The sequence below is a fragment of the Caballeronia sp. INML1 genome, from assembly GCF_023631085.1.
GTDB lineage: Bacteria > Pseudomonadota > Gammaproteobacteria > Burkholderiales > Burkholderiaceae > Caballeronia > Caballeronia turbans.
The window spans coordinates 162,983-184,439 of the sequence record NZ_JALQDT010000055.1 but is presented as its reverse complement, the minus strand read 5'-3'; the positions used below and the strand labels follow the sequence as shown (position 1 = coordinate 184,439).

Annotated in this window: 21 protein-coding genes and 1 CRISPR repeat array (1 of these 22 only partly in view); of the genes, 6 read left to right on the top strand and 15 right to left on the bottom strand. The window is 63.7% G+C overall.

Annotation, left to right across the window (positions count from 1 at the left end):
• Window positions 1-1,464: a CRISPR direct-repeat array (repeat unit 28 nt; unit sequence GGTTCCTCCGCGTGTGCGGAGATAGACC) (it extends 1,006 nt beyond the left edge of the window).
• Between the two features lie 24 nt (window positions 1,465-1,488).
• Genes NCR38_RS20900 through NCR38_RS20870 form a run of 7 tightly spaced genes read right to left on the bottom strand, consistent with a single transcriptional unit; the run spans window position 1,489 to window position 8,833 of the window.
• Window positions 1,489-1,761, bottom strand: a complete 273-nt coding sequence (locus tag NCR38_RS20900) for a hypothetical protein (RefSeq protein WP_061120460.1) — start codon at window positions 1,759-1,761, stop codon at window positions 1,489-1,491.
• Entirely contained in the window at window positions 1,758-2,195 is a 438-nt protein-coding gene (locus NCR38_RS20895; protein WP_061120459.1) for a dihydroneopterin aldolase, read from the bottom strand. The genes NCR38_RS20900 and NCR38_RS20895 overlap by 4 nt, the downstream gene beginning before the upstream one ends.
• Window positions 2,192-2,845, bottom strand: a complete 654-nt coding sequence (locus tag NCR38_RS20890) for a sarcosine oxidase subunit gamma (protein WP_061120458.1) — start codon at window positions 2,843-2,845, stop codon at window positions 2,192-2,194. The genes NCR38_RS20895 and NCR38_RS20890 overlap by 4 nt, the downstream gene beginning before the upstream one ends.
• Window positions 2,835-5,837: a sarcosine oxidase subunit alpha family protein gene (locus tag NCR38_RS20885; protein ID WP_061120457.1), complete on the bottom strand. Its 3,003-nt coding sequence runs from the start codon at window positions 5,835-5,837 to the stop codon at window positions 2,835-2,837. The genes NCR38_RS20890 and NCR38_RS20885 overlap by 11 nt, the downstream gene beginning before the upstream one ends.
• Window positions 5,834-6,133, bottom strand: a complete 300-nt coding sequence (locus NCR38_RS20880; RefSeq protein WP_061120456.1) for a sarcosine oxidase subunit delta — start codon at window positions 6,131-6,133, stop codon at window positions 5,834-5,836. The genes NCR38_RS20885 and NCR38_RS20880 overlap by 4 nt, the downstream gene beginning before the upstream one ends.
• Window positions 6,134-6,153: 20 nt before the next feature.
• Window positions 6,154-7,398 (bottom strand): sarcosine oxidase subunit beta family protein, encoded by a 1,245-nt coding sequence (locus NCR38_RS20875; protein WP_061120455.1) that lies wholly within the window; start codon window positions 7,396-7,398, stop codon window positions 6,154-6,156.
• Window positions 7,399-7,438: 40 nt separating this feature from the next.
• Entirely contained in the window at window positions 7,439-8,833 is a 1,395-nt protein-coding gene (locus NCR38_RS20870; protein ID WP_061120454.1) for an L-serine ammonia-lyase, read from the bottom strand.
• Between the two features lie 394 nt (window positions 8,834-9,227).
• Here NCR38_RS20870 and NCR38_RS20865 point away from each other — a divergent pair, with 394 nt between their 5' ends.
• From NCR38_RS20865 to NCR38_RS20855, 3 genes are all read left to right on the top strand, one after another.
• On the top strand, window positions 9,228-9,542 hold the full coding sequence (locus NCR38_RS20865) for a hypothetical protein (RefSeq protein WP_061120453.1): 315 nt from the start codon (window positions 9,228-9,230) through the stop codon (window positions 9,540-9,542).
• 139 nt (window positions 9,543-9,681) lie between these two features.
• Window positions 9,682-10,770, top strand: coding sequence for a GlxA family transcriptional regulator (locus NCR38_RS20860; RefSeq protein WP_250477543.1), 1,089 nt, complete (start codon window positions 9,682-9,684; stop codon window positions 10,768-10,770).
• A gap of 49 nt (window positions 10,771-10,819) precedes the next feature.
• Complete coding sequence (locus NCR38_RS20855) at window positions 10,820-11,584, top strand: class II aldolase/adducin family protein (RefSeq protein WP_061120451.1); 765 nt, start codon at window positions 10,820-10,822, stop codon at window positions 11,582-11,584.
• 54 nt (window positions 11,585-11,638) lie between these two features.
• Here the strand turns inward: NCR38_RS20855 and NCR38_RS20850 are convergent, their stop codons facing one another.
• The 4 genes from NCR38_RS20850 to NCR38_RS20835 all read right to left on the bottom strand — a co-directional run bounded on the left by NCR38_RS20850 (window position 11,639) and on the right by NCR38_RS20835 (window position 15,765).
• Window positions 11,639-12,583, bottom strand: a complete 945-nt coding sequence (locus NCR38_RS20850) for a choline ABC transporter substrate-binding protein (RefSeq protein ID WP_061120450.1) — start codon at window positions 12,581-12,583, stop codon at window positions 11,639-11,641.
• A 95-nt stretch (window positions 12,584-12,678) separates the two neighbouring features.
• Entirely contained in the window at window positions 12,679-13,671 is a 993-nt protein-coding gene (locus NCR38_RS20845) for a GlxA family transcriptional regulator (protein WP_035502687.1), read from the bottom strand.
• A gap of 20 nt (window positions 13,672-13,691) precedes the next feature.
• Entirely contained in the window at window positions 13,692-14,594 is a 903-nt protein-coding gene (gene choW, locus NCR38_RS20840) for a choline ABC transporter permease subunit (protein ID WP_061120449.1), read from the bottom strand.
• Entirely contained in the window at window positions 14,587-15,765 is a 1,179-nt protein-coding gene (locus NCR38_RS20835; RefSeq protein WP_061120448.1) for a glycine betaine/L-proline ABC transporter ATP-binding protein, read from the bottom strand. The genes choW and NCR38_RS20835 overlap by 8 nt, the downstream gene beginning before the upstream one ends.
• On the opposite strand from NCR38_RS20835, the gene NCR38_RS20830 reads away from it, so the two are divergent.
• Entirely contained in the window at window positions 15,752-16,123 is a 372-nt protein-coding gene (locus tag NCR38_RS20830; RefSeq protein ID WP_143756390.1) for a hypothetical protein, read from the top strand. The two genes, NCR38_RS20835 and NCR38_RS20830, sit on opposite strands and share 14 nt — an antisense overlap.
• A 98-nt stretch (window positions 16,124-16,221) precedes the next feature.
• Here NCR38_RS20830 and NCR38_RS20825 read toward each other — a convergent pair whose 3' ends face one another.
• Window positions 16,222-16,374 carry a hypothetical protein gene (locus NCR38_RS20825; protein WP_167357790.1) on the bottom strand — a complete coding sequence of 51 codons (153 nt, stop codon included), beginning with the start codon at window positions 16,372-16,374 and terminating at the stop codon, window positions 16,222-16,224.
• 253 nt (window positions 16,375-16,627) lie between these two features.
• Entirely contained in the window at window positions 16,628-17,497 is an 870-nt protein-coding gene (locus NCR38_RS20820; RefSeq protein ID WP_250477542.1) for a hypothetical protein, read from the bottom strand.
• 9 nt (window positions 17,498-17,506) lie between these two features.
• Between NCR38_RS20820 and NCR38_RS20815 the strand changes: the two genes are divergently transcribed.
• The gene (locus NCR38_RS20815) at window positions 17,507-17,686 is read left to right on the top strand and encodes a hypothetical protein (RefSeq protein ID WP_250477541.1); all 180 of its coding nucleotides are present in this window, start codon (window positions 17,507-17,509) and stop codon (window positions 17,684-17,686) included.
• Window positions 17,687-17,865: 179 nt separating this feature from the next.
• Here the strand turns inward: NCR38_RS20815 and NCR38_RS20810 are convergent, their stop codons facing one another.
• Window positions 17,866-18,549 (bottom strand): MgtC/SapB family protein, encoded by a 684-nt coding sequence (locus NCR38_RS20810; protein ID WP_061120445.1) that lies wholly within the window; start codon window positions 18,547-18,549, stop codon window positions 17,866-17,868.
• 154 nt (window positions 18,550-18,703) lie between these two features.
• Between NCR38_RS20810 and NCR38_RS20805 the strand changes: the two genes are divergently transcribed.
• Window positions 18,704-19,783, top strand: a complete 1,080-nt coding sequence (locus tag NCR38_RS20805) for an AGE family epimerase/isomerase (protein WP_061120482.1) — start codon at window positions 18,704-18,706, stop codon at window positions 19,781-19,783.
• Between the two features lie 12 nt (window positions 19,784-19,795).
• On the opposite strand, the gene NCR38_RS20800 is transcribed toward NCR38_RS20805, so the two are convergent.
• A complete protein-coding gene (locus NCR38_RS20800) occupies window positions 19,796-21,337 on the bottom strand; it encodes a methyl-accepting chemotaxis protein (RefSeq protein ID WP_250477552.1) in 1,542 nt (513 codons plus the stop codon).
• Window positions 21,338-21,457: the final 120 nt, after the last annotated feature.

Sequence of the window (21,457 nt, the reverse complement as noted above, 5' to 3'; positions counted from 1 at the left end):
TGGGATGGGTGGACATGGACATCATCACGCCGGTTCCTCCGCGTGTGCGGAGATAGACCCGGGCATTGGGCCGACCTCGAGTATCCGGTCGGGGTTCCTCCGCGTGTGCGGAGATAGACCCGGAAGGCAGCGTGAGCGTCTCTCTCGTCGCCCGGTTCCTCCGCGTGTGCGGAGATAGACCCCGGTGAGCGCACGCTCAACGAGCTCGACCTCGGGTTCCTCCGCGTGTGCGGAGAGAGACCTTGCTTCGCGATCTTTAGGGCCCCAGACAAATCGGTTCCTCCGCGTGTGCGGAGATAGACCGTCGATTCAGAACGGCACGAAGCTCTACACCCAGGTTCCTCCGCGTGTGCGGAGATAGACCCTTTTGCACTTTTTATTTTGTCACGTGCTCGACGGTTCCTCCGCGTGTGCGGAGATAGACCCGGACCTTGCGGGAATTTGCGCAGGAAATCGTCGGTTCCTCCGCGTGTGCGGAGATAGACCTTTTCCATGCCCGTGTTTTCGGCGGTCGCTACAGGTTCCTCCGCGTGTGCGGAGATAGACCCAGGTACTCGATCGGGTCAGCAGTCGCGTTGCTGGTTCCTCCGCGTGTGCGGAGATAGACCCGGCATATCAGTTAATCCCTTGCCATGCCCACGGGTTCCTCCGCGTGTGCGGAGATAGACCGTTGTCGCGAAAGGCGCAGAAGGCATTCTGCAGGGTTCCTCCGCGTGTGCGGAGATAGACCTTGGCCGAAGAACCGTGCACGCTCGACTACGACGGTTCCTCCGCGTGTGCGGAGATAGACCCGTAAGCTCCTTCTGATCCCATTCAGATTCCTTGGTTCCTCCGCGTGTGCGGAGATAGACCCATCCAGAACAGCATCACGAAACGCGTGCTCGAGGTTCCTCCGCGTGTGCGGAGATAGACCCTCACGCCCGAGACGCCCGCATCGCCCGACTTTGGTTCCTCCGCGTGTGCGGAGATAGACCCGCGGGCACGCGACGGTAATTCCGCTTCGAACAGGTTCCTCCGCGTGTGCGGAGACAGACCCGTGGACGGGAGTATCTCGGCCCTCTGTATCGCGGTTCCTCCGCGTGTGCGGAGATAGACCCTGAGGGCGAGTCCGGAGCGCTTAATGTGGTTCGGTTCCTCCGCGTGTGCGGAGATAGACCCGAGTTGCGGTCGCATCACACCCTTCGCATCGGGGTTCCTCCGCGTGTGCGGAGATAGACCCGGTTATGACGTGCTTGTGGGCGGCGGCCGCTTGGTTCCTCCGCGTGTGCGGAGATAGACCCGTCTACAAGGTTCCGAGCGGCCGATCGGCTGAGGTTCCTCCGCGTGTGCGGAGATAGACCCTATCCAGTCGCACCTCACCAGCACATCGCTGAGGTTCCTCCACGCGTGCGTAGATACACCGTTAATGCCGCCGCTCGCCAGCCTGAAGTCCGGAGGGTTCCTCCGCGTGCGCCGAGACACACCGCAACTTGCAACACCCAAATCCCATCACGCCCCCTCACCCTCAAAACGCCCCCGCGCCGCCGCCACAACGCGCATCACCGCCTCCGCACTCAATCGCGCCGCAATCCCCTTCACGTACTCATGATGCCGCGCCTCCAGCGGCGCATCGAGAAACTGCGCGTGCAGATATCGGATCAACGCGATCCTCCGATGCTTCAACGCAATGCTCCGCTCAAGCAACGCAAGCGCCGCGTCCGCATCACGCTTCTGGAACGTGCGCGCGGAAAGCCGCGCGGCGGCATCGCGCGACGCGTTCATCGCACGAACGTATGTTGCGCGCCGACGTTCATCCGCCACGCATCGAAATCCGCGCGCCGCCAGTCGAGTTCGAGACCGAGGCGCTTCGTGCCTTCCCGGATCTTCGGCTTGTGCAGCGAGAGCGTGAGCGCATCCAGCGCGGGCCATTGCTCGAACGACAGCGCCGCGATCTCCACCGCGAGCGTCTCGAGCAAGCGCGTATGCGTCTTCGTCTCGAGAAACGCGCTCACGCGATTGCACCACGCCTCGTAGTCGATCAACCCATCGTCCGATTCATGCGGCATCCCGCGATAGCACAGGCTCGCATCGATGCACACGGGTTGCGGCCCCTCATGCTCATGCTCGTACAGGCCGACGCGCGTCTTCACGATCAGTTCATCGACGACAACGCGCCAGCCCCGTCCACCTGCTTCGAGCGGCTCGAACGGCTTCATGAGAGCAGCGGCTCGGCGGCATCGAGCATGATCTTCACGAAGTAGTCCGCGAAGCTGCGGCGCACGATGATCTCGAAGCGATCGCCGCCCAGCGGCACGAGCGTCACTGAAGCCTTGAAATAATGGCTCTGCGCGCACTGTCCTTCGCCGAAGATCTTCGGATGCAGATCGAGCGGGCAGCCGCGCGAAAGCACTTCACGCGTCTTCGGGCCATCGATCTCGAGCACCGTATAACCGCTGCCGATATCCACCGCCGCCGAGAACTGGCCGACGAACGCCTCGCGCAGTTTCGCTTCGAGCGGTGCGGTGCGCGATGCGTCGTGCGCGGTATCCGAATGCACGAGCCATTCATCCGGGCCGAGCCACAGCATCGTGTAGCCGTTGGCGCGCGCAATGGTGTTCGCCTTCTCGGGCGGCACACAGCCGATCACGTTCTGCACCGCCCTGACGAAGGCCGGATCGCGCGTATCGCCGCGCACGTTCACGAGTTCGAGAAACGGCCGCTCGGTCAGGCGAAACTTCTTCGGCGAGCCGCTCTGATGCGCTTTCATCAACGCATCGGCGCCGACGAGCGGGGACTCCTGCCACACACCTTGCCCGCTCATGGCACGATCGACGACCGTGGCGGAAGCTTTGATTTCATTCAACATGCTGACGTGCTCCTTCGCTGTCGTAGAACACCGAACTGGTGATTTTCGCGTTGATCCGCTTGCCGTTCGCGAGCGGAATCATGACCGATTCGCCGATCTTTTCGAGGCCGCCCTTCACCACGGCCAATGCAATCGAGCGCTTCAAAATAGGGCTGTAATAGCTCGACGTGACGTGACCGAGCATCGGCGCGGTATCGCCGTGGAACGGACCCGCGACGATCTGCGCGCCCTCGGGCAGCACGAACGAAGGATCATCGGTCAGGAGGCCGACGAACTGCTTGCGCCCGGGCTTCGCCGTATCCGATCGCGTCAGCGAACGCTTGCCGATGAAGTCCTTCGACTTCGCGACCAACCCGCCCATGCCGAGGTCGTACGGCGTCATCGAACCGTCCGTATCCTGTCCGACGATGATGTAGCCCTTTTCCGCGCGCAGCACGTGCATCGTTTCCGTGCCGTACGGCGTGATGTCGAATTCCGCGCCCGCAAGCATGAGCGCTTCCCACACCGCGCGTCCGACGTTCGCCGGCACGTTCACCTCATAAGCGAGCTCGCCCGAGAAGCTGATGCGCATCACGCGCGCCGATGCGCCCGCGACCGTGCCATCGCGATAGCTCATGAACGGGAACGCCGCGTTCGCGAAGTCGATGTCGTGACACACCTTCTGCAGCACCTTGCGGCTGTTCGGGCCGACGACCGCGAACGTTGCCCAGTGATCCGTCACCGATGCGAGACGCACGCGCATGTCGGGCCATTCTGTCTGCAGCCAGCGTTCGAGCCACGTCAGCACGCGCGCCGCACCGCCGGTGGTCGTCGTCATCATGTAGTGCTGTTCGCCGAGGCGCACCGTGACGCCGTCGTCGAAGATCATGCCGTTCTCGTCGAGCATCAGGCCATAGCGGCATTTGCCGACTTCGAGCTTGCTCCATGGATTCGTGTACATCCAGTTCAGCAGCTTCGCGGAGTCCGGGCCCTGAATGTCGATCTTGCCGAGCGTCGATGCATCGAGAATGCCGACGCTCTGACGCACCGCGAGCGATTCACGCGCGACCGCCGCGTGCATGTCCTCGCCGGCCTTCGGGTAATACCAGGGACGCTTCCAGTTGCCGACATCCTCGAACATCGCGCCGTTCTCGACGTGCCATTCGTGAATCGCGGTCTTGCGTACCGGATCGAGAAACTCGCCGAGCTCGCGGCCCGCGAACGTGCCGAACGTGACAGGCGTGTAGTTCGGGCGGAAGGTCGTCGTGCCGGTCTCGGGAATCGTCTTGCCGAGCGCCTGCGCGAGAATTGCCATGCCGTTGATGTTGCCGAGCTTGCCCTGGTCGGTGCCGAAGCCCATCGCCGTATAGCGCTTCACGTGCTCGACGGATTCGAAGCCTTCGCGTGCCGCCAGATAGATGTCCGCCGCGGACACATCGTTCTGGAAATCGACGAACTGCTTGGGACCGCGCGTCGCCATGTCCCGGTTCCCGACGATCCACAGCGGCATCATCGGCGCTTCGACGATTTCAGCGACCTGCACGGCATTCGGCTTCACGACGATATGACCCGCCGCACGCGCCGCTTCCACGCCCGCATCGCCGCCGAGACGGATGCCGCGCGCCAGCGAGAACTCGCCCGCGCATGCGCCGACGCTGCTTTCCAGTTGCATCGCCTTGCCCGGAACGAAGCACGCCTTCTCGTCGTGCCAGTGCGCCTTGCCGCCCGATTGCGCGAAGAGGTGCAGCACCGGGCTCCAGCCGCCCGACATCGCGACGAGATCGCATTGCAGTTCCGTCTGCTTCTGGCCGATCTCACCCTTCGCATACGAAGCCACTTCCACCGACGCGACACGCAGCTTGCCGCGCGCCACGGTGATCACCGCGTTGTTCATCACGCGCACGCCATAGCGACGCGCCGCCGCGGGCAACGTGCCTTTCGATTCGGCCGGACGCGGATCGACGACGGTCACGTCGGCGCCTGCGGTCTTCAGATCGAGCGCGCATTGATACGCGTCGTCGTTGTTCGTGAAGACGACGGCGCGACGGCCGGGCAGCACCGCATAGCGATGCAGATACGTCGACACCGCCGATGCGAGCATCACACCGGGCAGATCGTTATTGCCGAAGACGATCGGACGCTCGTGCGCGCCGGTCGCGAGCACCACGCGTTTCGCACGCACTTTCCACATCAGTTCACGCGTGCCCTTGCGCCGCGACACGGGCAAATGCTCCGTCAGGCGCTGCGTGATCGTGACGAGGTTGTGATCCTGATAGCCGAACGCCGTGCTGCGCGAAAGAACCTTCACGTCAGGCATTTTGCGCAGTTCGGCTTCGATCTTCTGCACCCATTGCATTGCGGGCTTGCCATCGATCTCCGCGCGGCATGACAGCAGCGAGCCGCCGAGTTCGCGCTGATCGTCGACCAGAATCACGCGCGCGCCCGACATGCCGGCCGCATGCGCCGCCGCAAGACCCGAAGGGCCGCCGCCGACCACGAGCACATCGCAGTGCGCGAAGCACTTGTCGTAGCGATCGGCGTCGAGATGCTTCGGCGCTTCGCCGAGGCCCGCCGCGTCGCGGATCACTTCTTCGTACTTCGGCCAGAGCTTGCGCGGCCACATGAACGTCTTGTAGTAGAAGCCCGCGGGAATAAAGCGCGCGATCTTCTGATTGACCGCCATGCGATCGTTCTCGATGCTCGGCTTCGCGTTCACGCTCGCCGCGACGAGACCCTGATACAGCTCGACTTCCGTCGCACGGGCATTCGGCACCGTGTACGCGCCGGTTTCGAGTTGCACGACTGCATTCGGTTCTTCCACGCCCGCGGTGACGATCCCGCGCGGACGGTGGTATTTCCAGCTGCGCGCAATGAAGCGCTCGCCGTTCGCGAGCAGCGCGGATGCGAGCGTATCGCCTTCATAGCCCTGATACGTCTTGCCGTTGAACGTGAAGGTGACGGGGATCGCGCGATTGATGCGGCCGCCTACGCCGAGTCGGTCTTTCTGGCTCATTTCGACGTGCCTCCGTTGTCTTGCATCACAGCCAGCGGACGGTCGAACGTCTCGTAGCCCTGGATTTCATAACTCACCGTGTCGCGCTGCGCCTTGAACCAGCGGCGGCAGCCTTGCGCGTGCATCCATTGCTCGCGATGCACGCCGCGCGGATTCTTGCGCATGAAGAGGTAGTCGCCCCATTCGCGGTCGGTGAGCTTTTCCGTGTCGAGCGGACGTGCAATATCCGCTTCGCCGCCGCACGAGAATTCGGTTTCGGCGCGCGGCCCGCACCAGGGGCATTCGATCAGCAACATGTTTCTTTTCCTCGATGCGGTTAGTGAGCCACGGCAGCCGCGCCGTGTTCGTCGATGAGATGACCGGTATAGAAGCGATCCAGCGAGAACGGCGCGTTCAACGCATGCGGCTCGTCCTTCGCGATCGTGTGCGCGTAGGCCCAGCCCGAGCCCGGCGTCGCCTTGAAGCCGCCCGTGCCCCAGCCGCAGTTGAAGTAGAGCCCCTTCACGTCGGTCTTGGAGATGATCGGGCACGCATCCGGCGAGACATCGACGATGCCGCCCCACTGGCGATTCATGCGCACGCGCGAGAACACCGGGAACATTTCGACGATCGCTTCCAGCGTGCCTTCGATGATGTGGAAGCTGCCGCGCTGACCGAAGCCCGTGTACTGATCAACGCCCGCGCCGATCACGAGATCGCCCTTGTCGGACTGGCTGATGTACGCGTGCACCGCGTTGGACATCACGACCGTGTTCACGACCGGCTTGATCGGCTCCGACACGAGCGCCTGCAGCGGATGGCTTTCGAGCGGCAGACGCACGCCGGCCATGTCCGCGAGCGTCGTCGTGTTGCCCGCCGCGACGATCGCGACCTTCTTCGCCTTGATGAAGCCCTTGGTCGTATCGACGCCCGTCACCTGATTGCCGTCACGGCGAATGCCCACCACCTGGCAGTTCTGGATGATGTCGACGCCCGCCTGGTCCGCGCCGCGCGCGAAGCCCCACGCGACCGCATCGTGACGCGCGACGCCGCCGCGACGCTGAATCGACGCGCCCAGCACCGGATAGCGGCTGTTGAGATTGATCGTCGGCTCGATTTCCTTGATCTGCTGCGGCGTGAGGAACTCGGCATCGACGCCATTCAGGCGGTTCGCGTTCACGCGGCGCTCGGTGTCGCGCACGTCCTGCAGCGTGTGCGCGAGATTCATCACGCCGCGCTGCGAGAACATCACGTTGTAGTTGAGGTCTTGCGAGAGGCCTTCCCACAGCTTCATCGCTTTCTCATACAGCGCAGCCGATTCGTCCCACAGATAGTTCGAGCGCACGATGGTCGTGTTGCGCGCGGTATTGCCGCCGCCGATCCATCCCTTCTCGAGAATCGCGACGTTCGTGATGCCGTGCTCTTTCGCGAGGTAATACGCGGTCGCGAGACCATGACCGCCGCCGCCGACGATCACGACGTCGTACTCGCGCTTCGGCTCGGGACTTCGCCACTGGCGTTCCCAGTTCTCGTGATACGACATGCCGTTGCGCAGCAGGCTGAATATCGAGTAGCGGCTCATGGGTGTTTCCTATGGTGCAGGGTTTATGCGTTTGGGCAATTCAGCATTCGATGACGTTGACGGCGAGGCCACCGCGCGACGTCTCCTTGTATTTCGTCTTCATATCGGCGCCGGTCTCACGCATCGTCTTGATGACCGAATCGAGCGACACGTAGTGCTTGCCGTCGCCCTTCATCGCCATGCGCGCGGCGTTGATCGCCTTGATCGCGCCCATCGCGTTGCGCTCGATGCACGGAATCTGCACCAGCCCGCCGACCGGATCGCAGGTCATGCCGAGGTTATGTTCCATGCCGATTTCCGCGGCGTTCTCCACTTGCGCGGGCGTGCCGCCCATCACGGCGGCGAGCGCGGCCGCGGCCATCGAGCACGCGACGCCGACTTCGCCCTGACAGCCGACTTCCGCGCCGGAGATCGAAGCCGTCTCCTTGTAGATGATGCCGATGGCGGCCGCGGTGAGCAGGAAGCGCACGATGCCTTCGTCGTTCGAGCCGTGCATGAACTTCACGTAGTAGTGCAGCACGGCGGGAATCACGCCGGCCGCGCCATTGGTCGGCGCGGTAACGACGCGGCCGCCCGATGCGTTTTCCTCGTTGACGGCCATCGCGTAGAGATTGACCCAGTCGAGCATCGACAGGGGATCGCGCAGCGACTCTTCGGAACGCGAGCGCAACGAGGCGCTCAGATCGGCTGCGCGGCGCTTCACATGCATCGGACCGGGCAACTCGCCGCGCTCCTTGCAGCCGCGCTCGACGCACGCGGCCATCACGCGCCACACGGCGAGCAGGCCTTCGCGCACTTCGGCTTCGGTGCGGTTCGCGCACTCGTTGTGCATCGTCACTTCGGCGATGGACAGACCCGTCTCCTCGCAGACGCGCATCAGGTCGTCGCCGGTGCGAAACGGATGCGGCACCGTGTTGCCGACGCGCAGACCGTTCACGCGATCGCCTTCGCGATTCACGACGAAGCCGCCGCCGACCGAGAAATACTCCTTCTCGACGAGCAACTGGCCGTTCTCGTCGAACGCCTGAAAGCGCATGCCGTTCGGATGCACGATGCTCGACCCCGGCGCGCCCGGCATCAGCTTGCGATAGAAGCCGATATGCTCGCGTTCCTCGAACACGACCTCATGCTTGCCGAGCAGCTTCAGGCGCTTGGTCGCGCGGATCTCGGCAAGGCGCGGCGCGATCACGTCGGGATCGATGAGATCGGGCAGATTGCCTTCGAGGCCGAGCAGCACGGCCTTGTCGGTGCCGTGGCCCTTGCCGGTCGCACCGAGCGAGCCGAACAGTTCGGCGCGCACGCGGGTCACGAAGGCGAGCAGATTGGCGTCCTCGACATGCGATGCGAAACGGCACGCCGCGATCATCGGCCCGACGGTATGCGAGCTGGACGGTCCGATGCCGATCTTGAACAGATCGAAGACGCTGACGTTCATGGTTGTCCCTGAGTTTTGGCGTGGCGCACGATGCGCGACCGTGGTTTCGGTATGGCGTTCATTGCACCAAACCCTGAAAGGACTCGATAGAACAAAAGCGCCATCGAAATGGGACCGCGGCGTCAGGGCTTCAAACGCCGTAAGGCGGTGGCGTTTTTACGATGGTTTCCGGCGCATTCGCGGCTCCGTGACACTCACCAATGCCAATTGCGATAACAGAGCATTTCGCACGCGGCGCGTTTTTGCGCATCTTCGTTGCACTTTCCACATTTTTGAGACTGGTCCGAAGCGACGCGCGAACAGGCGTCGGTATATTCCCTAGGTTCTCAGACGAGCCGCGCCAAGAGGCTTCGGTTCACGTTCCGCCCTTCTCCCGCTTCTCCGGTTTGCATCGATGGAATCTCACGCCTTACCCGATCAGTTCTTCAAATCCTGGACTCTCGCTTTTGTCATCGGCGTCCTTGTCGTCGGCACGCTCCAGGCCCTCGACCTTCTCGCGGTGGATCGCGTGCTCACGCGCGAGGCGCCCGTCTGGGCAGCGCTGATGCTGCTCAGCTCAATCGATCCCGTGCTGCGCTATTTCGGCGTGTTGAAGGCCGAAATCGAGCAGCGCTGGGGCGATTACACGATCGCGAGCGTGCTCGGCCGCTCGATCGGCGCGCTCGTCGGTAGCGCCTTCGCCTGGGCGTTCGCCGTGCTCGGCGGCTGAAGCGCTTCCTGTTTCATCCGTTTCGAATCACGCGGCCGCCGTCACGCGACGCCGGCCGCGTTTGCATTTCTGACGCGCCCCCGAGGCTCGCAGCCGAGTGTTATGCTCGCTGGATAACGTCCAGCCGCATGTCTCCCGCATGAACGCCGCAGAGCAGCTTCCGCCGTCATCCGTCGACGGTCAGTCGAAATCGCGCATCCGCTTCGGCATCATCCTGTTGCCGAACTTCACGCTGACCGCGTTCGCCGGTTTCGTCGACCTGTTGCGCCTCTCCGCCGACGAAGGCGATTTCAGCCGTCCGGTACGCTGCTCGTGGAGCGTGATCGGCGAGACGCTCGCGCCGGTGCGCGCGAGCTGCGGCATTCAGATCACGCCGTGGGAAACCTACGATCAGGCCGAGCCGTTCGATTACGTCGTCGTGGTCGGCGGCCTGCTGCATTCCGGCCCGGCCACCAGCGAGGCGACGCTGCAGTTCATCCGCCGCGCGGCCTCGGCGAACGCGACGATGGTCGGCATGTGCACGGGCGTGTTTTCGCTGATGCGCGCGGGCGTGCTCGAAGGGCATCGCATCTGCGTGAGCTGGTTTCATTACTGGGACTTCATCGAGCGGTTCCCGCACGCCGACGAGAAAGCGCTCGTCGCAGACCGCCTCTTCGTGATCGACAGAAGGCGCATTACGTGTTCGGGCGGGCGCGCCTCGATCGATGTCGCCGCCGCCATTCTCCTGCGTCATTTCGAAACGGCCACGGTGCAAAAGGCGCTGCGCATCCTGCTCGTCGATGACATGCAGAAGGGCAACGCGCCGCAGCCGCATCCGCCGGGTCTCGCGCCCGCGACGCATCCGAAGGTGAAACGTGCGATCCTGCTGATGGAGCAGCACGTCGGGCGCTCGCTCACGCTCGATGAACTCGCGCACAAGCTCGATCTGTCGACGCGGCAACTCGAACGCCTGTTCAAGGCGGAAACCGGCAAGGCGCCGCAGGCGTACGCGAAGCAGGTGCGGCTGCGCACCGCCGCGTGGCTGCTGACGAGCTCGGACAAGACGGTGGCGGATATCGCGTCGAGTTGCGGCTTCTCCGATGCATCGCATCTCGGCCGCGAGTTCCGCAAGCAATTCGGCCTGCCGCCGATGATGTATCGCGAGCAGGGCGGCGCGCAGGATGCGCAGGAAGCCGCTCAGGCAATGGACTACGACGAGACTTTCCCGGGCCGCGCCCAGGCGATCTAGCAGCATCTGTTCACGTTTTCCGCGGCTCATCAATCCAAGGAGGAACGGCATGGAGACTCACGGATATTCGCAGGAAGAATGGAAGGTGCGTTGCGAACTGGCGGCGCTTTATCGCGTGATCGGGCACTTCCGCTGGACCGACATGATCTTCACGCACATCAGCGCGCGCGTGCCGGGAGCGGACCATCACTTCCTGATCAACCGCTATGGCGTGCTGTTCGACGAAATGCGCGCATCGGATCTGGTGCGCATCGACAGCGAAGGCCGTCCGGTCGAAGCAGGCGCGAGCGACGATCCGGGGCGCTATCGCGTGAATCCGGCGGGCTTCACGATTCACTCCGCCGTTCATATGGCGCGTCCCGATGTGCTGTGCGTCGTGCACACGCATACGGCGGCGGGCGCGGCGGTGTCGGCGCAGAAGCAGGGGCTGTTGCCGATCAGCCAGCATGCGCTGAAGTACTACGGGCACATCGCGTATCACGATTACGAAGGGATCGCGCTGGATCTCGCGGAGCGGGATCGGCTCGTCAACGATCTCGGATCGCACAACGCGATGATCCTGAAAAATCACGGCTTGCTGACCTGCGGGAAGTCGATTCCGGAGGCGTTTCAGGAGATGTATTTCCTTGAAAGAGCCTGCGAGATTCAGATTCGCGCGCTGGCGGGCAATGCGGAACTGAATCTGCCGTCGCAGAAGGTTTGCGAGGTGACGGCCGAGCAATATCGGCGGGACGAGTCCGACGGAATCATGGCGCTGCAATGGGAGGCGGCGCTGAGGATGATCGAAGGCGCGAAGCCCGATTACCGGAGTTGACGCGCCCTCTTCAGCCCTCTTCGGCCCTCTTCGGCCCTCTTCGCATCACTGCATTCAGTTGCCGGCGACGTAAGCCTTAACCGCCGGCAACCCGTCCTTCCCGTCGAACGTCTTCACGCCCGCAAGCCATTTGTCGAGCACCGCCGGGTTCGCCTTGAGCCACTCGCGCGCCGCCTTGTTGGCATCGGTCTTGTTCATGATCGGCAGCATCACGTGGTTCTCGATGTCCGTCGTGAACTGCAGGTTCGATACGAGCTTCGCGACGTTCGGGCAACGCGCGTCGTAGTCCGTCGGCGTGACGGTCAACACCTTCGCTTCGCCGTAGTTGGGACCGAACACATCGTCGCCGCCGGAGAGATAGTCGATCTTCATCTGCACGTTCATCGGATGCGGCTCCCAGCCGAGGAACACGATCGGCTTCTTCTCGCGGATCGCGCGATTCACTTCTACGAGCATGCCCGCCTCGCTCGATTCCACGAGCTTGAACTTGCCGAGCCCGTACATATTGTTGTCGATCATCTTCTTGATGAGCGCATTGCCATCGTTGCCCGGCTCGATGCCGTAGATCTTGCCGTCCAGCTTGTCGTAATTCTTCGCGATGTCGTTGAAGTTCTTGATGCCGGCCTGATACGCATAATCGGGCACGGCGAGCGTGTACTTCGCGCCCGTCAGGTTCGGCGTCGGCAGAACCTTCACCTGATTCGCTTTCCTGAACGAGTCGATCATCGGGTCCATCGTCGGCGACCAGTAGCCGAGGAACACGTCGATCTGCTTGCTCTTCACGCCCGCGAACGTGATCGGCACGGAGGCGATCGTCTTTGTCGGGTTATAGCCCAGCCCCTGGAGAACCGTCGATGCAAGTCCGGTCGTCGCGGCGATATCCGTCCAGCCGACATCGGCGAAGTGCACGTTTCGGCACGCGGCGGGCTCGGCGGCGTTCGCCGCATACGCACCCGACAGCATCGCCGCAACCATCGACGCGATCCACAAGCGTTTCATGTATCTCTCTCCCAGTTTTTTCAAGGCACGACGCGGCCCGCGCGCGCGACTTCGCAAAGCCCGCGCGGGCCGAAGAAAAACAGACCAGAAAGACGTCAGGCCGACAAGCGGCGCTCCACGCTCGGCGCGTGCCCGAACTGCGCGCGATACGCCTTGCTGAAGTGACAAGGCGAATGGAATCCGCAGATGCTCGTCACGCGCGCGATCGATGCATCCGTGTTGCGCAACAGCTCGCGTGCGCGGCGCAAACGCAGCGTCAGGTAGTAATGCGTCGGCGATACGTTGAGGAACATCTTGAACATGCGCTGCAAATGCCGTTGCGACAGATGCACGAGGCGCGCAAGCTCTTCGAGCGACAGCGGCTCCTCGATGTTCGCCTCCATCAGCCGCACCACTTCGACAAGCTCGGCACGCGAAAAACCGACGCGCGCATCGACGGGAATGTGCTGATAGTCCGTCGATCCGCGTATGCGCTCGACAATGAACTGCTCCGACACCTGCGCCGCGTGCGCCTGCCCGAGCCGCATGCCGACGAGATTGAGCATCAGATCGAGCGGCGCGGTGCCTCCCGTGCACGTCAGGCGATCGCGATCGATCACGAAGAGCTCGTCGGCGAATCGCACATGCGGGAAGCGCTTGTTGACCGGCGACATGTCTTCCCAGTGCAGCGTGCAGCGATAACCGTCGAGCAGCTTCGCCGCGAGCAGCGCGTACGGCCCGGTGCAGATGCCGCCGAGCGGAATGCCCGCTTCATGCGCGCGCCGCAGCAGCTCGATCACCTTGTCATCGACATAGTCGGCGACGTGCCAGCCCGCGCACACGATCAGCACGTCGGGCATGCCCGCCTCGTCGAGCGTCACCGTCGGCTTCACAGTGATGCCGTTGCTCGCGCGCGCCGGCTCGCCCTCCGGCGTGATGATCGACCAGCGGTAGTGCTGCTCACGGCCGACGTAGTTGGCCATGCGCAGCACCTCGACCGCGCTCGTGAACGCGATCATCGAAAAGTTCGGCAGCGTGAGAAAGCCGAAGTGCGCGAGATTGGACAACGGTGAATCGGTAACCGCCGGGACGATCGCGTCGCGCTTCATGGCTCGTGCCTTTGCCTTTATCAGCTCTGTTGCGTCGCCGGTTCGCGGCGCACTTTCATCACGCTCTTGAGACCGGAGAGCAGCGGGGCGCGCGCCATGCCCGGCGAACGGCCGAAGCTCTCGGTGATGCGGTCGAGAATGATCGCGAGCAAGACCACCGACAGGCCGCTTTCGAAGCCGAGGCCGATATCCAGACGCTGAATCGATGCGAGCACGTCGTTGCCGAGACCGCCCGCGCCGACCATCGACGCGATGATGACCATCGACAACGCCATCATGATCGTCTGGTTCACGCCGGTCATGATCGAAGGCAGCGCGTTCGGAATCTGCACCTTGTAGAGCAGTTGCCACGGCGTGCAGCCGAACGCCTGACCCGCTTCCACGATCTCGCGATTCACCTGCTTGATGCCGAGCGCGGTAAGACGCACAGCCGGCGGCATCGCGAAGATGACGGTGGCCAGAATGCCCGGCACGCGCCCGAGGCCGAACAGCATCGCGGCCGGAATCAGATAGACGAAGGCGGGCATCGTCTGCATCAGATCAAGGACCGGGCGCACGGCCATTTCGACGTACTTGCTCTTCGAGGTCCAGATGCCGAGCGGAATGCCGAGCAACAGGCTGATGAACGTGGACGACAACGTGAGGCCCAGCGTGATGACCATCTGATCCCAGAAGTTGGTCGCGTAGATCAGCAACAGCGACGCCAGCACGAACGCCGCGAATCGCCAGCCGACACGCCACAAGCCGATGCCGACGAAGATCGCCATCAACAGCCACATCGGAACGGCCTGCAGGCCGTGTTCGATCGCCGCGGCAAACGTTTCGATGACCTTGCCGATGGCGTCGAAGGTTTTCGCGTCGTGATCGAGGAGATAGTGGACGCCGTGGTCCACCCAACTGCCAAGCGGAATGATTTCAGACATGGGAACCTCGATGGTGCGTAAGAATCTTCAGGACATTGGCCTTGTTGATCGAACCGCAATACGAACCGTCGGCTTCGACGACCGGCAGCGGCGCGGGGCTGGCGACGACGCGATTGACGACGTCATCGAGCGCCATGCTGCGCTGGACGCATTCGATGGGATTGATCTGCGACGCGGCATTGCCGTTCGCATCGCGCCCGACGAAGCCGCGGATGCGGCGTTGCGCATCGAGCACGAACGCGTAGTCGGCGCTGCCGTTGAGCGTCGCCGCGACGCTCGAGGCGTCGATCTGCGGCGCGTGCTTCATCAGCGGCACGGCGTCCGTCTGCATCAGATCGCCCGCGGTCAGATAGCGACTCGTGTCGATGCCTTCGAAGAACGCTTCCACGTAGTCGTCGGCCGGATTCGTGATGATTTCCTGCGGCGTGCCGATCTGCACCACGCGGCCGCCTTCCATGATCGCGATGCGCGTGCCGATGCGCATCGCCTCTTCCAGATCGTGCGACACGAAGAGAATCGTGCGGCGCTGCTCGCGTTGCAAATCGAGCAGCACGTTCTGCATTTCCTTGCGCTTGAGCGGATCGAGTGCCGAGAACGCTTCGTCCATGATCATCAGCGAAGGATTCACCGCAAGCGCGCGCGCGAGGCCGACGCGCTGCTGCATCCCGCCCGATAGTTGCGCAGGCAACTTCTGCGCGAAGGGCGCGAGGCCGACCTGCTCGAGCACGGTCATCGCGCGTGCCTCGCGCTCCTTCTTGCCGACGCCCGCGACCTCGAGGCCGAATGCGGCGTTGGAAAGAACAGTGCGCTGCGGCATGAGCGCGAAGGACTGGAACACCATGCTCATGTCCTTGCGGCGCAGGGCCGTGAGTTCCGAGCGCGGCACCGAGGCCACGTCGCGGCCGTCGATCAGCACCTTGCCGGCCGTCGGTTCGACCAGCCGGTTGATGAGCCGGATCAGCGTGGATTTGCCCGAGCCGGACAGGCCCATGAGCACGAAAATCTCGCCTTCCCTGACATCGAAGGAGACGTTATGGACGCCGACGATCTGGCCGGTGCGCTTGAAGACTTCTTCCTTCGTCGCGCCACCGGCCAGCATGTCCAGCGCCTGTTTGGGACTGTTGCCGAAAACCTTACACAGTCCTTCGACTACTACCTTGGGGGAATTCATCGAATATCTCCTGGCGTGGGCGGACGCGCGTCCGCGCTGTGCATACATAGTTGCCAGAAAAAAGTCGCATCAGCCGACTATTTGCGACAACCACATGTGGAAATACGACACCGGAATAAGGGCGGAAGTGCAAAGTGACGAGCGAAGCCTTGCTGGACAAGGGTTTGCGGGGTACGAAGAGAACGATCTTGCGATTTTCGGCGTGTCGCGCAAATACAAGTCGCCATGTCGTTTTGCGATACAGGCGGGTCGCGAAGCCTGTGTCGGCAGGACGAAAGGGAAGAAAACGAGGGTGACGCGCGAGGCGTGGAAGAAAGATGCGTCCGGCAGAAAGGCCGAAGCGGGGGAACTACGCTAGAAAAACTACAAATTGATGAAGACTGGCGGGCGGGTCGTACGGCGTTTGCCGTCGTGTGTTGCTTGTATTGTGTTTCCCGCGCCGCCCTCAGCGACGCATTACAGACGGATGCCGAAAGCCGTGCCGCGTGCCTTGCGCTGACGCTCGGACTCACGGAAACGTGCTTGATACGAATAGTCTTTATCCATCGGCAGGTGTGCGGACTCGAACATCGAAGCGAATTTTTGCAGCAGGGCGAAGAGGTAGCTCATGACTGACTCCGGTTTGGTGATAGAGGGTTTTCCCTTAGAGAGAATTATAGGGTTAGCCCTGACCTTTTTCTAGTGCAATGCAACATTTCTCGGAAAGAAATCCTGTAGTTTTTCTACAGCCTTACCGTTTTGAGTTGCGCAGAAAAGAGGGACGGGCCGGAGAAGTCCAAAAGACGAACCTCGAGCGCCGCGGCGAGCGAGGACGCGACGTGCCGCCGCAAGGGGCGGTGTCGCAGGAAAGTGACAGCGGGGATCAGTGCGCCGAAGAAATCGCGCGATGGTGCGCGCGATGCGCGTGCTTTTTCGGCGCTGAATCAGGCTGCGCGGCGCGGACCGGCTGCAGCGGCGAGGCGTCGCCGGAATCGCGCGCGCTGTCGGGTGCGCCGTGCAGGCTGACGGTCGCGGAATCGGTATCGAAGAGCGAGGCGAGCGTCGCCTGCTGGTTGAGCATCAACTGCTCGGTGCGGTCCTGCTGCAGTTTGCCGTCGCGGCTCATGCGCAGCAGCAGCGACGTCTGTGCTATGCCGGTCGCCACCGTGACGAGCATCACGCAGACGATGATCGTCAGCATCGTCTTCATGCGGCGCGCGTGGGCTATGGCCGACGTGCGCTGCTCGGCGAGCACCGCGTAGAGCGCGTCGACGGTGTCCGCGAACGCCGTCGCGCGGGCGCGGTCGAGCTCGGGCGCGGCATGGCGGACGTTCGACTTCGCGAGCGGCTCGGCGGCGTTGCGTTCCCCGCGCTCACTGCGATCGCTCGCGATCAGCGCCGAAGCGAGCGCGGCCGGCGACGGCGGTACGCCCTCCGGCGCGACACAAGTGCTAATGCCCGCCGATCGCGTCGCGGCAGCGGCGATCGCGCCGGTCTTTGCGGCCGTCTTGCTCGCGTCCGGTTCCGGCGCCTCGACGTGGGGCAAATCTTCCTGAAACAGGCTGCGCACCGGCGCCACCGCCGCCACCGCCGCCACCGCCGCCACGCTCTCCCGCGCCGCGCGTTTTGCGGCAGCGGAATCAGGCGCAACGCCGCCCGGCGACGCCGTCCCGCCGTTGCATTGCACCGCCGCCAGAAATACGTCCGGCAGTTCGAAACCCTCGAAAGTGCCCTGGCGGATATCGGTGTTCATTGCCTGGAGATGCGCACGTTCGGCGTCTTCGGCGAACAGGTCGAGCGTTTCGCCGCCGCGCGCACCATCGCTCAACTGTGCGAGACGCTGCGCCGAGCGCGCGGCGCGGGCAAGTTTCCTTTCGGTGTCGGTTATGGCTTGCGTGACCTGCAATTCATGCGCTGGCGCGCCGCGCCGGCGGCGGGATGAGGCGGCTGGATCGCCCCGGAGCGCGTCGGAATCTCTCTTTACTGCGGAATCTGGCATAGGTTCGAAAGGCGGCGGCATCTATGGCCGGCGCGCAAGGCACACCGGCGTTTCGGCGATAATTTCCGAGAGGCCGCATTGTCGCATGGCCGCGTGCGCAAACCAGCATCCTCGCGGCGATTTCAGGTCGTATCGTCCTCGCGAAACTCGCGCACGCCGTCGAGGTGCCGCAAACGCTCGCAAATCGCCCGATATTCCATCGCCGATGCGCGCGACAGCTCCACCCGCACCTCGTCCAGATCCGGCGAATCGTCGCTCTGCTGCACGACGAACTGTTTCACGCGCACGCTGCCGGGCCCGAGCGCCTCGTGCAGACCGTGAAACGAGAGCGAGCCGCGATCGACGAGCATCGTCAGTTGCCGGCGCTGTTTCACGCTGATGAAGCGGCGCTCGAGCGGCTTGATCCCCGCCAGAATGATCAGGATGATCGCCGTCGCCGCGATCGACGCCGTGTAGAGCCCGCCGCCGACCGCAAGCCCGATCGCCGCGACCGACCAGAGGCTCGCGGCCGTCGTCAGCCCGCGCACGATTTCCCCGCGCAGCAGAATCGAGCCCGCGCCGAGAAAGCCGATGCCCGAGACGACCTGCGCCGCGACCCGCGACGGATCGAGCACGACGTGGTCGTACTTCAATGCATCCGCGAAGCCGTAGGCGGACACGATCATGATGAGCGCCGAACCCACGCACACGAGCATGTGCGTCCGCAGGCCGGCCGCCCATGAGAGCCGCTCACGCTCGAAGCCGATCACGCTGCCGAGCGCCGCGGCCATCACGAGCCGCGACACCAGTTCCATATTTCCCAACACGTTTCGTCCTCCTCGCGGTAATGGGTCCAAAGACGCGGCGCTCCATGCAGCTTTTGCTATTCTTTTGAGTTGCGTGTGCCTCGCACGGCTGCGCGCCCCTCGAAACAATAAGAGTGTTCTTATGCAGGATCAGCAATCAAACGCTTCGTCGCGCATGCAATCGACGAGCCCGGAATCCGCCGCCCAGTTGCGCGCGCATTACACGAACATCGTGCTGCCGGTGTGGCGCGGGCCCGGATTCAACGCGGCGCTCGGCCTGGCGTATGAAGCCGTCGCGCCGGGCGACCATGCGCCGCTGCCGCCGAAGCGCTATCGGGCGATGGCCTGCGCACGCCAGCTATTCGTGTTCTCGGCAGCGGGCGATCTCGCGCACGCCGCGACGCTCTTCGAATCGCTACGGCACTATTTTCATGACAAGCGCAACGGCGGATGGTTCTACAGCGTGGATGCAAGCGGCGCGCCGCTCGAGCGCCAAAAGGATTTGTACACGCATGCGTTCGTCGTTTTCGCGTGCGCGCATTACGCGAAGAAAAGCGGCTCGGCCGACGCTTTGGCGCTGCTCGATGAAACGTCGCGGCTCATCGAGGCGCGCTTTTCGAGCCACGGCGATCTCCTGAACGCGGTGCTGGCCGAGGATTTCGGCGCCACGATCGAAACGCCGTTGCAAAACCCGCTGATGCATCTCGCCGAAGCGTGGCTCGCCGCACGCGATGCAACCGGCGATGCCGCCTACGACCGGCGTCTCGGGCTGCTCGCGCGCTCCGTCGCGGACGCCTTCGTGCACGCGCCGAGCGGCTCGATTGCCGAATTGCCGATGGGCACGGCGGGCAACCGGCTGGAGCCGGGACATCAGTTCGAGTGGTACTTCCTCGCGCTGGGAAGCGGGCATCCCGCGTTCGAGGCGGCAGGGCTCAACGAAGGGCTCGTTCGCGCGTTCGATTTCGCGCAGCAGCGCGGCGTGGACAAGGAAACGGGCGGCGTGTATGCCGCCATCGACGAAGCGGGCCATGTGATCGACGGCACGCAGCGCATCTGGGCGCAGACGGAGTATCTGCGCGCGCTGGCCACGCGCGGCGAAGCCGTCGGTGCGCAAATCGAGCGCTTTCGCGCGCGCTTTCTGCATGAAACCGGCTGGGTCGAATGCCGCTCGGCGCAAGGCGAGATCAGCCGCGCCGAAATGCCGTCGACGACGCCGTATCACCTCGCGACGTCGTACGCGGCGCTGCCGGTCTGACCCGGCCCTGACTCAGGCGAGCTGGAACACCGACACAGCCGCCTTCAACTGCCGCGTCTGCTCGTGCAGCGACGACGCGGCAGCCGCGGCCTGTTCGACGAGCGCCGCGTTCTGCTGGGTCATTTCGTCCATCTGCGTGACGGCCTGATTGACCTGCTCGATGCCCACGCTCTGCTCGAGCGAAGAGGCGCTGATCTCCGCCATCATCTGCGTGACGCGAGAAATCGACGCCGATACTTCGTGCATCGCCTGGCCCGCGCGCTCGACGAGCACGGAGCCGTCGCTCACCTGCGCGACCGACTCGCCGATCAGTTCCTTGATCTCCTTCGCCGATTGCGCCGAGCGCTGCGCGAGCCCGCGCACTTCGCCCGCCACGACCGCGAAGCCGCGCCCCTGCTCGCCAGCGCGCGCGGCCTCGACAGCCGCATTCAGCGCGAGAATGTTGGTCTGGAACGCAATGCCGTCGATGACCGAAATGATCTCCGCGATCTTGTCCGAACTCGACGCGATGCCGCGCATCTTCTCGACGACATCGTCCACGACGCTCGAACCGCGCGAGGTCGCGTCGAGCGCTTCGCCCGCGAGGGTGTTCGCCTCGCGCGCGTGCTCGGCATTCTGACGCACCGTCGCGGTCAGTTCTTCCATGCTCGATGCGGTTTCTTCGAGCGAGGCCGCCTGATTCTCCGTGCGCGCGGACAGATCCGCGTTGCCGCTCGCGATTTCATCGGCGCCGAGATTGATCGAATCGGATGTCGCGCGCACGGTCTTCACGGTGCTCGCGACGCTTGCCTGCATGGTCGCGAGTCCCGCGAACAGACGGCCGATCTCGTTCGTGCCGCGATCTTCGATGCGCTCATCCAGACGCCCGTTCGCGATGCGCTCGAAATGCCTGCCGGCTTCCTCCAGCGGCTGAATCACGCCACGGCGCAGCGCGACGTGCACGAGTGCGATCCCGGCGACGAGCGCCGCGAGAATCACGATGCCCACCGCGCGGAACCACGCGTAACGCGTGTCGATCGACGCGAGATAGCCGCGGCCCGCTTCATCGCCGAAATTGACGAAGTTCTGCTGTTCCGCGAGATAGCGGTCCTGGAAACCTTGCGTCGGCTGATCGAGGAACGCCTGGAGATTGCCGGCGTCGAGATACTGCACGAGCTCGCTCAAAGCCTTCGAATACTCGGCGTATTTCGCCTGCAACGCGGTCGTGCGCGCCGCGTTCTCCTCGCCGGTCTTCGGCGCGTTCAGGAACGCCGCGAACGACTTGTCCGCCGCCGCGATCTGCTCGCGCGCGTGCTGAACGATCTCGGTCGGCTCGGTGCCGCCGCGCACCATGCGCGTTCCCGCGCGCGAAAGGTTGATGCGCGCGTCCATCAGATGCTGGGTGGTCTTGTTGACCGCGTTCACCTGCTTGAGAGCGATATCGGACAGGCTGCCGACGTCGTCATGCGTGCGCGAGAGGGACCAGAAACCGAGCCCTTCGGTCACCAGTTGAAAAAGACAGAACACCACCAGAACTGCGAGCAAACCCGATGAAACCTTGATCTTTCCGAACATCACTTGCACCCACACTTTCCGAAATTAGGCCCGCCGACGCGGGGACAGTGCGGGTTTACGGCATTCGCGCCGGAAAGCTTGAATCGTTTGCCAAAAGGCTGATCTACGCGAATGCAGGCT